Below are 13,204 nucleotides of genomic sequence, written 5' to 3' on the forward strand. Positions count from 1 at the left end.
CATCGGGATGATTTTCACCATAAAGCTTAAGGTTAATGGTAAGGGCTTTATTCCTATACTCGGCCGCCTTAGCTAAATTGCCTTGGTCTTGGTAGATTGCTCCTAGACTGTCGTAATCTCCTGCCACGCTGGGATGTTTTTCACCAAAAAGCTTACGGTTAATGGCAAGCGCTTTGTTGTTACACTCAGCCGCCTTGTCTAAATTGCCTTGCTCTTGGTAGATTGATCCCCTAGTGCCGTAATCAATTGCCACCTTGGGATGATTTTCACCAAAAAGCTTAAGGTTAATGGCAAGCGCTTTGTTGTTACACTCAGCCGCCTTGTCTAAATTGCCTTGTTCTTGGTAGATTTGCCCTAAGTTGGCGTAACAACATGACACCATAAGATTATTTTCACCAAACAGCCTAAGGTTGATTTTGAGCGCCATGTGAACATATTTAAGTGCTACGTCAAGATTTCCTTGTTGTCGGTAGAATGCCCCCAGGTTAATGCATTCTCTTGCTACATAATGATGATTTTTGCCAAACAGCCTAATGTCTATTAATAAAGCTCTATTACAATATTCAATTGCCTTTTCTATGTTACCTTGCATGCAGTAAGTTAAACCTAGGTTATTATAATTCCTTGCTACCGTAGGATGGTTTTCAGCAAAAAGCTTAACGGCAATCTTGAGGGCTATTTGGCCATGCTCAACTGCCTTATCTAAATTCCCTTGTTCTTGGTAGATTTGTCCAAGGTTGCTATAATAAATTGCCACATTAGGATGATTTTCACCGAAAAGCTTAAGGTTAATAGCGAGTGCTTTGTTGGTATAATCTGCTGCTTTATCTAAATTGCCTTGGTCTTGGTAGATTTGTCCTAAGTTACCATAACAGGCTGCTACAGTAGGGTGATATTTACCATAAAGTTTAAGCGTGATGATAAGGGCTTTATTGCAATACTCAGCCGCCTTTCCTAAGTTACCCTGTGCTTGGTAGAAGTGCGCTAAGTTGTTGTAATCGATTGCCACCATAGGATGATATTTACTATAAAGCTTAATATCAAGGGCAAGCGCTTTGTTGCTATATTCAACCGCCTCGTCTAATTTGCCTTGTTCTTCGTAGATTCCTCCTAGGTTGCTATAATAAATTGCCACACTGAGATGATTTTTTCCAAAAAAGCTAAGGTGAACGGCAAGGGCTTTATTGCAATACTCAGCTGCCTTATCTAAATTGCCTTGTTCCTTATAGATTTGTGCTATATTAGCATGACAGCTTGCCACCTGTGGATTATTCTCACCATAAAGATTAAGATCAAGGGCAAGAGCTTTATTGTAATACTCAGCTGCCTTATCTAAATTGCCTTGTTCCTTATAGGTTTGTCCTACGTTAGCATAGCAGCTTGCCATTCTTGGATCATTCTCATCATAAAGATTAAGATTAAGGGCAAGGGCTTTATCGCAATACTCAGCCGCCTTATCTAAATTGCCCTGCTGGCGATAAATGATTCCAAGTGTACTTAAAACCTCTGAATCTTGCGGATTTATTTCATTTGCTAAAAGATAGCATTTTTCTGCTTTTTTATATTGAAAAAGCCTTAGAAGTATATCTCCTTGCGTTTTTGGTGAGTTATCCTCCAAATCAGAAAATTTAAGTGGGTCTTCATTACCTGCTAAAAACTTTTCCATAGCCTGATAGAAAGAAATGAAGATACCGTAAATTTTTTTTATCTTTTCTAAGGCATCATGATTTAAAGCAAACTGCTTTTTAATGAGGTTTGGATAATTAAATCCAAAGGGTTTAATTAGAGGGTTCATCATCTCTTGTTGCGCTTGATAATGAGAGTAGGTCTTAAGGCGCATAAATAATGCTATACTCATCCATTCCTGTAGCTTTTCAGCTGCTTTGTTTGTTAGAATTCCTTTCTTATTTAGCTGATCAACTCTACCAAATGTATCCGAGGCTACTACTTCTTTAAGAAGAGCTAGCCGGTCAATAGCTAAATGAGGAAACCGATAAAAATCATTCTTAATTCGAAAAAGCATACCATGCTTGTTTAAATCACCCATTCCCGGATTAAAAGTTTCCATATCAGCTAACACAAGGTGCTCTTTAGCTAAATAGTGACGCAGATCAAGGCTTTCTTGATAGGTCATATCAAGCACCTCTCGAATTTTCTCATCATAACATTTAGTTAACTCCCCATTGCCTAGTAGATGAGTATGGTTTAGCAATTCCATGGGAAGATGAGGTTCTTTTTCATGCCACCATTGGCCTTTTTCATCTTTACCCACATATTGGGCCATCTTTTCAGGAGTTTGAATAAGCTCAAATGTCTTACCATTGCCAAAAGGAGTTTTACAGCCTTTTCCTTCTACTCCTGCTCCATCAAAGGCTAAGCCCCGTGGCGTAATGCCATCGAAAAAGTCTATTGCTTTTAAGCAAGGAATATTCAAAGCAGGAAGAATAGTTTCTCCTAAATTAATGATTTTTAGATGTAAAAGAGTGGTGAGATGCTTGAAGTATTTTTTATTACTGCTAGTGTCATCTTGTATAAGAATCCCAAATTCTAAATCTGAGTAAGGAGTCATCTCTTCTCTGGCTAGCGAGCCAAAGCCAATCATGGCATATTCACATGGCGCAGGGCCTAAGGTTTCAATAGCTTGCATTGCAAGAAACTTAAAGAAAATTTTTATCTGTTGGGCGATTTCAGCGTAGAGCGTTCTGACTTTTTCAGAAGAAGGAGTTTCTGGCAAAACTTGAATTTTCTCCTCTATTTTTTCTCTAAATTTTTTTAATGCTTTGCTATTGTCTTCAAATTGCTTTCTCATTACTTCATGGCTTAAAAGCTTTCCTTCGCACAGTGTAGTAAGTAGGTCTTGAATATTGAAAATCTTTTCTTTAATTATTTCCTGCCTGTCTTCTGAAGATAGACGTAAAACATACTGATAAAGTCCTGCTGCTTGAAGGAGAGTTTTAGAGGTTCCCTTTCTTAAATAGACGTCACCGAGTCTTTCTATGTATATGCTTTCTTGAGTAGTGTCTTTCTCTTGCACAGCGATATGTAAAGCTAACGTATAAGCTTTCTCTGCTTCTTTTACCTTTTCTTTTGATAAAAGCTCATCATCCCCCAAGCTTTCTAAGGTTTTCTTTAACTTATCTTTAAATAGAGGATCAGAAAAAAGGGAATCAGGGGAGGTTGCTGAGTTTGAAGGAAGAGATTTAGTTTGCTTAAAGGGCTCTGCATAAACAAAGTGGCCGCCTAAATCAATAATAAAAATATATTCTGCAGGCTGCTGTTCTGGAGAAATCGTTTTCCATTCCTGGGATCTATGCTCTTCAGTTAAGCCTGCTTCTGAGAAAATTAACCTGTCATGAATTCCGCACATCTGCTGCTCTTCATTAACCGTTATTAGTCTGATTAGGAATAGATAAAGCTGAAGCTAGTAAATCTCCTTCATTTAAGCCGCTTATCCAAGCCCCTTTCTCTCTTATTTCTTCAGCTCTTTGGCTGTCTGTGTGTTTAACAATGCCTGAAAGCACTTGCCTTAGGTATGAAATTTTATCTGCCTGCTCTTCTAGCAAAGGAATTATTCTAGAAAGGAAGGCATAGCTTTCTAAAAAAGCGCTAAAAAAGCAGTCACCATCACTCTCCACACCTTTTAATTCAAACCCTTCTTCTTTTAGGTAAGCAGCCGCAGCATTTACTTTTGCTACTAGTGAATCGCTAATAATAGTGGTAGGATTTTGCCACAAGAATATAGCTATTTGCTTTGGTGTCCATTGGTTTGCAGAGGGGTCAAGTAGATCTGCTTGATCCACTTCAAGCGAATTTTCTTTCAGAGCAGTAATCCTAGGGCTTACCGAATCAAACTTCTTCAATAGGTTGCTGCTTTGAATGAGCTGTTTCCAAGCCCTACATACAAGCTTTGCTTGGTTTAAATCTGGCAGGTTTAACTCTGCAAATATTTTTAGGCTAATTTCTGCATAAACATAAGTATTTCTCCTAAGGCTAATAGATTCTTCCTCTATATTTTTAAATGCAGGGAAGATAAGAGGATGAACACGCGAATTTTCTGATAACATACACTAAGGCCTTTCTATTTGATTCTGGTTAAATTTAGACATTTGACACTAGTATCTATAAATTTTTTATTGCTTTATAAGCTAAGTTACTTAAAGTTTAAATGGAAAATATTTCCTTTTTTAACATGTATAAAATTTTTTCAACAAACCGTTTGAAAAATTTTGGCTTTAGTACCTTGCTTTGCTGCATAATAAAAGCTTGCATAAGCCATCGTAAGGGAGGATAGTGCTATTCGTTACAGTTATAATTATTTTTTGCCAATTGTAAAGGATAAACCTTACTTAAGCCTCTTTCTTTTGCATGCTAGGCAAAAGTACAACCGAATCTTTATCTTTCTATAACTAGTTTTATAAAAAGAAGGAAGCTTTATCATTGTAAGCCCGCTTGATCGCTATTGTTTTTGCTTGCCTATGTTTTTTTTAAAGCTGCTTCAAGTCTTATAAAGCTTACTTGCTAGGTGATATCTTTACAGCGGCCTACGGATTAAGTCTAAGGCTTGTTTTAATGGTAATGAGCAGCTTTTTAAGCGATGCTTTATCGATAAAGCTTAAGCTGCTTTCAAGCAAATGATTTTCTCAATATATTATCTTAAACTTATCCTTTAAGAGTTACTATTTGAGGCTTTAGCTTTATGCTTGACTAAGCAAACCTCAAAAGTCTATTTTTGCTTCCACATCTGATGATGATGTATTTAAAGCTTAGCTATAGAAGCTGTTAGAAAAACCAAAGCGACCCTTTATTGGTATAATCTTAGCTTGAATGCCTTTTTTTACTTGCTAGGCAAAAAGTGCAATTTAGGCCTCATCCTTTCTTTGTTAATATTAAAAAACGAAGCAAGCTTTATCCCTATTAAATAGCCTTGATTTTTGTCCTCTTTGCTTGCTTATCCTTCCTTTTTGTAAAGGGTTTTATGCCCTACTTAGAGCCTGCTTGCTAGGTAGTGTTCTTGCCAGGAACTCCTTAAGTTTAAGGAAGGTTTATCTAATTGCTTTGAAGAGTAATGAGCAGGCTTTTAAGTAATGCTTTATCTATAAAAGCTGCCTTTAAGCAAATGATTTTCTCAATAGAGGATCTTATCCTTTAAGAATTACTATTTGAGGCTTTAGCTTTAGGCTTGCCTAAGCAAACTTCAAAAGTCTAATTTTTGCTTCTTCATCTGATGATGATGTGCTTAAAGCTTAGCTATAGAAGCTGTTAGAAAAATGAAATTGAAGATAAAGAAGCCTTATCAGCAAACTAGCCCTTTAGGTGTAAGAAAAGGCTATGTTTTTAGATCTAGAGATTCTTTAAACTTTTTTTTCTTGGGTTGATAGGGAGAACGGAATACATACCTTAAATTTTTAGCTCATGAATAGACCTTTGATTTCCTTTAACTTAATTGTTATCTTATCTCTTGTTTTCTATTCAAAATTCTGTATTCTATTTCTTATTCTTCCTCCATTTATTTATAAAGAATTTAGATACTATGAAAATTTCATTGAATTGGTTACGCGAATATATCTCAATCGATCTGCCACCTCTAGAAATTGCTAAGGCTTTGACCTCTGCAGGCCTTGAAGTGGAAAAAATAGAAACGCTAGGTGAGGGCTTTGAGGGGGTAGTTGTTGCTGAGGTCCTTACCGTCGAAAAGCATCCTGAAGCAGATAGGCTGTGTGTAGCTCAAGTAACGGATGGCCAAGAAACCTATCAGGTGGTATGTGGAGCTTCAAATTGCCGCCCCGGCATTAAAACAGCTCTAGCTCGTGTAGGTGCTAGCTTAACGGATGATAGTGGTAAAAGATTTAAGATTAAAAAGTCAAAGTTAAGAGGTATCGAATCTTCTGGCATGCTATGTGGTGCCGATGAGCTGGGTTTAGGTGATCAGGAACACGAGGGAATTATCGAGCTAGAAGACCACCTACCAGTAGGTACTGATCTAGCGATATTAATGTCGGATACCTTATTTGAAATTGGCCTTACCCCTAATCTAGGACATTGCAGTAGTGTGATAGGTGTAGCAAGGGAATTAGCAGCCGTCTTAGAATTGCCTCTTGTTTTACCTGTAATCTCCTTTTCTGAAGATCCATCTTTACATACAGCAGAGTTAATAAAAGTTGCTGTGCAAGATAAGGAAAAATGCTTGCGCTATGCTTGTCGCGTGATAAGGGATGTTAAAGTGAGCCCGTCTCCCGATTGGTTGAAAAAACGTTTGAAAGCTAGCGGCATTCGTTCCATTAACAACATCGTTGATATTACCAATTATGTATTTTTGGAATGTGGACAGCCTTTACATGCTTTTGACTATGACAAGATCAGCGAACATACTATTGTTGTGCGCACCGCTAAAGAGGGAGAAATTTTCACTACTCTTGATGAAAAGAACCGCCTGTTAAGCGCGGAAGATTTACTGATTGCTGATAAAGAAAAAGGGATTGCGCTTGCCGGTATCATGGGGGGTAGCAACTCTGAAGTCACTCTTTCTACCCAGCACATCTTGCTAGAGGCAGCTTATTTTGAAAGAAAATCCATTCGTAAAACAAGCAAACGTCTTGGCCTCCAAACAGATTCCTCCAAACGTTTTGAAAAAGGTGCCGACCCTCATGCTGTATTATGGGCTTTAAATCGTGCAGCCATGCTAATTCAACAGCTAACTTTAGGAAAAGTTGCTCAAGGGCCTCTCGATATTAAAGAGCAGGTGTTTGCTGAAAAGCTAGTTGGTTGCCGTTTAAGCAAAATAAATGGCCTTTTAGGCACTCATCTAGCTGTAAGTGAGGTGGAAACTATATTTAAACGCCTAAGCTTTATTTATACTTGGGACGGACAGGACAACTTTTGTGTGACAGTGCCCACTTATCGCGTCGATGTGCTAAGCGAAGTGGATCTTATCGAAGAAGTTGCCCGTATTTACGGGTATGATAATATTAGCCGCTCTCAGCCTATGTATAAGAATGCCACTATTCCTCATGCTCCTTTATTTCTTTTTGAAAGAGCCATTAAAGAGCGTTTGATAGGGGAAGGATTGCAAGAGTTTATTACTTGCGATCTGATTGGTGCTTCAATTTTAGATACTCTTAACCTACAAACAAATGCTTTAGAAACAATTAAAGTTTTAAATCCTATCTCTGTGGAACAGTCGACCTTAAGGACTTCATTGCTACCAGGCCTGTTGCAACTGGTCAAATATAATGCTGCCCATCAAAATCATGATATAGCCGGATTTGAAATCGGTCGCATTCATTATAAAGAAGGAGAACAATATAAAGATCAATCTGTCATAGGCATCGTTTTAGCTGGAAAAGCCTCTTCTCAAACTTGGACGACTAAGGAACGAGAATTTGATTTCTATGATTTGAAAGGAATGATCGAAAACATGCTTAAGGAATTACGTGTGTTTAATGTTTCTTTTAAGCCAAATGATTTGAAAACTTTTCATTCAGGCCGCCAGGTAGCTATTTTTGTTGATTCTTTAGAAATCGGCTCAATGGGAGAAATTCATCCTTCCATCTGCAGACGTCTAGATGTCCAGCAAAGGATTTACTTTGCTGAGTTAAATGTATATGATCTATTTAGTGTGCGCCAAGAAAACTATGTAATGAAGGATATTCCTATCTATCCAGGCTCGCAAAGAGATTGGACAGTGACCGTAAAGGAGGAAATTTCCTTTCAACACATTTTAGATCTTGTTCCTCTATCGTCAAAGCTTCTTAAAAGTGTAAAATTGCTAGATATTTATCGTAGTGAAAAATTAGGAACCGGCTTAAAAAATATGACTTTTCGCTTTCTTTATCGAGATGACCAAAAGACTTTATCTCAGGAAGAAGTTGACAATGAGCATGCATGTGTCTTGCAAGAAACAATTATAAAATTATAAAACTTAATGTTTAGAGGTGAATTTATGTGTAGTAAATATGTTTCTCTCTTAGGCCTTTCATGGGTTGCTATAGCTTTATCGGGATGCCATCAAGTAGAAAAATCTTCTTTTTCACCTGACGTAGTTAATGAAACTTATGTGCATCGCTATGGGGTACCAGTGAGCCCTAAAGATTGGAGTGATAGTGGCCATCATGGGCAAATTCTCTCTTCTTTAGCCAATGGGGTAGTCGTTACCAAAACTTATAATTCTGGTGTTCTGGATGGAGATACAACCTATTCTTATCCTCATAGCTCTGCTATCGAAAAAGTAGAAACCTATGCCAATGGCGTTTTGCAAAAAACCTCCATTTTTTATCTTTCTGGTGCTCCTCAAGAAGAAATATTTTATCACACACCGCAAAACCGCACGGTTCTTACCTGGTACGAATCGGGAGATCCTAAATCTAAAGAAGAGTTTCAAGGTAATCTTCTTTTCCAAGGTTCTTACTATGGGCCCGACAACCAACTTGAATCTCAAGTGGTGAACTATCATGGTAAACGTATACGTCGTGATAATTATGGCCTTCTTGTTTCGGTAGATACCATCGAGAAAGGGCAGCAAACTTTACGTACGACATATCATCAAAACGGCACTCCTAAAGAAGTTATTCCTTATGTGAATGGTAGGATACATGGTCAGCTTAGAACCTATATGCCAGCTGGCGAACCTTGCACAAAGGAAGAGTGGAACAATGGAGTACAGTCTGGCATCACAATAGAATATGCTAACGGTGAAAAAATTGCCGAGGTCCCTTATGCGGAGGGGCGTAAGCATGGCGTGGAGCGTCGTTATCGCGATGGTAAAACTGTGGTTCAAGAAACTAACTGGGTTAAAGGACAAAAACATGGTCCCTGCACAAGCTATATTGGCAATACTACTAAGACAGATTGGTATTGGCAAGATAAGCAGGTGACCAAAAGTCATTATGAAATTCTAAATGGACAAGGCTCCAAAAAAGCTATATGGAGAAATGTTCATTAATTTTTTTTAGGTGATGAGGGCAAGGACTCAATCCTTCTTTTTAGCATCAAGGACAGAGTCCTTGCCCCTCTCAATAAAACCTTAAAGATTTGATATCTACCTTACATTTGCTCGACTAGTTGTCGCCTAATTTTTTCTACAGTTACTTCCCAAATTGCCTAGCTAGCATCGATCACTTGCTCATTAATTATTACTTTTTTATCTTAGCCTTAGTACTTTCTAACCTCAAAGCTTCGCTTAAATTCTTCTCAGTTTACAATAATCTTTTTTACACATAGCTTCATGGCTCTTTGTCTAGTTAGAGAAATTGCAATAGATGAGAAAATGTTCTTCTGGCTATTAAGTAAATGCCCATAAGTTAATCTGTAGGAAATAGGCTCAACGTATTACAAAGAAGTTAAATGTTGGATGGATCTTGAAAAGAAAGGCAAACATTTTAAAACTTTAAACTTTCTAAAAAAAAAGCAGCCTATGCTTAAGCTTTAAGTTAAGCCTAGCTGTGCTATATAATCATTTATTTCCTTTAGGGTGCTGTGCATTTCTTTTGGAAGGTTGAGCTCTCGCGCGATGTTCCCAAGGTTTTTTAAATGTGGGGCCTAAAACTTTTGAAGAGATTTGAGACCTGGTTCATCAAAACTTAGAAGCTCAAGCCTTTTCTTTCGATTTTTAAACGTGTCAGTTAGGGCGTCTTTTAGAATTTTGAAATTGATGAGTTTTGCGTCGCGTATTAGCAAGAGCAGGTCATGATAATCCTTCATGCGGCTATTAGCCGTTCCTTTGGAAATCACTGTCTCGAGCTTTTCAGCAAAAATTGTTTCCGGAGGATAAACCATTAAGGATACTTCTTCTTCAAATAAAGGATGACCTTTATACTGAGAAAGATAAATATCTTGGCTAAAGGGCTTTACTATATCTCCTACGCCGACATCGATATGAATTTTATCTTTCATACGACCAAATGTCGCCTTTAAATGCACGCGATAGCCCGAATAATCCATATGCGGCTGCTCTAAAATATCTATACCAGCATACTTGAAAGAAAATCCATCTTTTAACTCTATGGCAGCAATTTGCGCAATGGCTTGTTTCGTTTCTTCTTGGCCGGCCTTCATGTTCGTAAGTAAAAAATCAAGATCGGTGGTTTCCCTGCCTATATGCAAGAAATAGGCAAGAAGAGATCCTCCTTTAAAAATGAAATTTCGGGCATGTGTTGAATGTGATAGCCGCACTAAAAAGCGCTCAAGAAGAAGCTTCTTCCAGCATTCATTAAAATGTATGCCTTTTTCTATGGAGATAATCTTGAGGCGGTTCTTTAATGCTTGCTCGTTCATGTGGTAGCTGTAATTAAATAAGGATCAATATTAAATCTAAGCTTTTTTGCATAGGTCTGAAGTCTTTTTAAATCTATTTTATTTCCTTTTTTAAGGAGTGCCATCTTGAGTGCTTTAATAGCAGTTTCTCGGCTTAAAAGTCTAAAAGCATCTATAATGGTGCGTTCGCGATCAAATATAGGAAGTCGAATACCTCCTAGCTCTACTTCTGTTTTTCCAAGTTCCATATTCCTAAATCTTACAATTTTTATAGATCCTTCCCGGGTAATCGATGTGCTATGGGAGATGGCAATCCAGTGTTTTCGCGGGATTTCCTCCGTCAGCTCATAGATAGCTAAAGCAGAGACTAGGCAAATTACTCCCCCTGGTACAGAATTTACTGCCTCGATAAGATCTTCCCATTGAAAAATTTCTGGTGAGCCTTGATAGTCGCTGCTTTGATAAATCCCACGGCCTAGGCGTTTAATCTGTTTTTTTCTTATATAGTAAGCAAGACGAGCAGGGGATATTCCTAGCTGTTTGATTTGAGCTACGGTGAAGAAGGGGCGAGTAAGAAGTGAATGTAGGCTGTGAAGGGTAGTCAACTTTTTCATAGTTAATCTCTTTATAGGAAATTTAACAGAAAAACCCAATAACATCAATTGGGTTTTTCTGTTAAATAATCTAAGAGAAAAGATGCAGTAAAGATCAAAGGATTAGCAAGAAAAGTGCTAATAATTAACAAATATTTTTGTGCTTTTTACCTAGCAAATATTTTATCCACTTTCTCTTGTTTGCTTTTCTTGTTAAAAATAACTTTTCTCTCCTCCTTCACATCGATAATTACGAAAGCTAGGTGAGAATTTCTTCTGGTCATTAAATAAATTCACTTAACTTAGAGACTCACCTTACGCACAGATGAGTTGAATAAATTATTCTAAGGATATATTTTTCTTTGAAAAGAGGAGAAAAAAATGAAACTTGATATTCTTGATATTTATACAGAGTATCTTATCAGCATTATTCTCTTTGCCCGCCTCCCCTTACAACTTTAAGCTCTTTTGATGATTAAAGCTTTGACTTTGATTCATCAATAACAGCAGCTCGGAAAAACTTCTTCCATTATAATCGGGATGGGCGCACACAGAGGCAATCTCTAGCTTAACTTTCCGGTCTATTAATTCGAACCGGCTGTAAACAAGATAACTATTTCTAAAAGAGCGGAGTACTTTTGGATAAAAGCTAATATGTAAGGGTTTGTCTTTGAACTGCTGTTGATGATGTCTTTTCCACAATGTCTCTTCATTTCCTATTCTTTTCCAGTGTTTACATACTTGCTGAGCCTTCCCAAGCTCTTTGGGGGAGAGAAAAGAAAAAATATGCACAATCAATTCTTCTGGTATCGTTTTTATTGAGGGAGGGGACTCAGTAATAAGACGCCAAGGGCGCAGATCTATACAATTAAAAGGATTGAAGTTAAAAAAAAAGCATCCCATTATAATGAATCCTTGATTAATAGAGTTAAAAACATTCTCAACGCAAATAGTCTTTTTAAGTTACACACCTTACGCACAGATGAGTTGAATAAATTATTCTAAAGATATATTTTTCCTTTGAGAAGAGGAGAAAAAAATGAAACTTGATCTTCTTGATATTCATACAGATTATCTTATCAGCATTATTCTCTTTGCCGGCCTCCCCTTACAACCTTAAGCTCTTTTGATGATTAAAGCTTTGACTTTGATTCATTAATAACAGCAGCTCGGAAAAACTTCTTCCATTATAATCGGGATGGGCGCGCACAGAGGCAGTCTCTAACTTAACTTCCCGTCTTATTGATTTCCTGTGGTTATAAAAAAGATAACTATTCCTAAAAGATCGAGGTTTTTTTAGACAAAAGCTAATATGTAAGGGTTTGTCTTTGAAATGCTGTTGATGATGTCTTTTCCACAATGTCTCTTCATTTCCTATTCTTTTCCAGTGTTTACATACTTGCTGAGCATTCACAAGCTCTTTGGGGGAGAGAAAAGAAAAAATATGCACAATCACTTCTTCTGGGATCGTTTTTATTGAGGGAGGGGCCTCAGTAATAAGACGCCAAGGGCGCAGATCTATACAATTAAAAGGATTAAAGTTAAAAAAAAAGCATCCCATTATAATGGCTCCTTAATTAATAGAGTTAAAAAATTCTCAAAGCAAATAGTCTTTTTAAGTTACTCACCTTACACCTAGATGAGTTGAATAAATTATTCTAAGGATATATTTTTTCTTTGAAAAGAGGAGAAAAAAATGAAACTTGATATTCTTGATATTCATATAGATTATCTTATCAGCCTTATTCTTTTTGCCGGCCTCCCCTTAAAACCTTAAGCTCTTTTAATGATTAAAGCTTTGACTTTGATTCATCCATAACAGCCTCTCGGAAAAAATTGGATTATATGAGGGAGAGGCGCGCAAAGCGGCAATCTCTAGCTTAACTTCCCGTCTTATTGATTCGCTCCGACTATAAACAAGATAACTATTCCTAAAAGACCGAAGTACTCTTGGATAAAAGCTAATATATAAAGGTTTGCCTTTGAAATGCTGTTGATGATGTCTTTTCCACAGGGTCTCTTCATCTCCTATTTTTTTCCAGCATTTACATACTTGCTGAGCATTCACAAGCTCTTTGGGGGAGAGAAAAGAAAAAATATGCACAATCACTTCTTCTGGGATCGTTTTTATTGAGGGAGGGGCCTCAGTAATAAGACGCCAAGGGTGCAGATTTATACAATTAAAAGGATTAAAATTAAAAAAAAAGCATCCCATTATAATGAATCCTTAATTAATAGGGTTAAAAACTTTCTCAATTTAAATAGTCTTTTTAAGTTACACACCTTACGCACAGATGAGTTGAATAGAGTATTCAAAAGATATATTATTTTCTTTAAAAGGAGAAAAAAAATGAAACTTGATA

Annotated in this window: 9 protein-coding genes; 2 read left to right on the top strand and 7 right to left on the bottom strand. The window is 37.1% G+C overall.

The window, feature by feature from the left end; all coding sequences use genetic code 11:
* Together DB41_RS01830 and DB41_RS01835 are read right to left on the bottom strand one after the other, a co-directional pair.
* The coding region (locus DB41_RS01830; RefSeq protein ID WP_039383701.1) for a tetratricopeptide repeat protein at nt 1-3,367 on the bottom strand (3,367 nt) is incomplete at its 3' end.
* Between the two features lie 13 nt (nt 3,368-3,380).
* Entirely contained in the window at nt 3,381-4,064 is a 684-nt protein-coding gene (locus tag DB41_RS01835) for an F-box-like domain-containing protein (protein ID WP_039383702.1), read from the bottom strand.
* A gap of 1,466 nt (nt 4,065-5,530) precedes the next feature.
* Here DB41_RS01835 and pheT point away from each other — a divergent pair.
* Nucleotides 5,531-7,915, top strand: coding sequence for a phenylalanine--tRNA ligase subunit beta (gene pheT / locus DB41_RS01840; RefSeq protein WP_039383704.1), 2,385 nt, complete (start codon nt 5,531-5,533; stop codon nt 7,913-7,915).
* Between the two features lie 24 nt (nt 7,916-7,939).
* On the top strand, nt 7,940-8,938 hold the full coding sequence (locus tag DB41_RS01845) for a toxin-antitoxin system YwqK family antitoxin (RefSeq protein WP_052243793.1): 999 nt from the start codon (nt 7,940-7,942) through the stop codon (nt 8,936-8,938).
* A gap of 596 nt (nt 8,939-9,534) precedes the next feature.
* Here the strand turns inward: DB41_RS01845 and DB41_RS01850 are convergent.
* From DB41_RS01850 to DB41_RS01870, 5 genes are all read right to left on the bottom strand, one after another.
* A complete protein-coding gene (locus DB41_RS01850) occupies nt 9,535-10,269 on the bottom strand; it encodes a nucleotidyl transferase AbiEii/AbiGii toxin family protein (RefSeq protein WP_039383705.1) in 735 nt (244 codons plus the stop codon).
* Nucleotides 10,266-10,862 carry a type IV toxin-antitoxin system AbiEi family antitoxin domain-containing protein gene (locus tag DB41_RS01855; RefSeq protein WP_039383707.1) on the bottom strand — a complete coding sequence of 199 codons (597 nt, stop codon included), beginning with the start codon at nt 10,860-10,862 and terminating at the stop codon, nt 10,266-10,268. The genes DB41_RS01850 and DB41_RS01855 overlap by 4 nt, the downstream gene beginning before the upstream one ends.
* 429 nt (nt 10,863-11,291) lie before the next feature.
* Entirely contained in the window at nt 11,292-11,744 is a 453-nt protein-coding gene (locus DB41_RS01860; protein WP_039383709.1) for an F-box protein, read from the bottom strand.
* A 205-nt stretch (nt 11,745-11,949) separates the two neighbouring features.
* Nucleotides 11,950-12,402, bottom strand: coding sequence for an F-box protein (locus DB41_RS01865; protein WP_039383711.1), 453 nt, complete (start codon nt 12,400-12,402; stop codon nt 11,950-11,952).
* A 222-nt stretch (nt 12,403-12,624) separates the two neighbouring features.
* On the bottom strand, nt 12,625-13,056 hold the full coding sequence (locus DB41_RS01870) for an F-box protein (RefSeq protein ID WP_039383712.1): 432 nt from the start codon (nt 13,054-13,056) through the stop codon (nt 12,625-12,627).
* Nucleotides 13,057-13,204 lie beyond the last annotated feature (148 nt).

It is taken from the genome of Neochlamydia sp. TUME1 (assembly GCF_000813645.1).
In the GTDB taxonomy this organism is placed as follows: Bacteria; Chlamydiota; Chlamydiia; order Chlamydiales; family Parachlamydiaceae; genus Neochlamydia.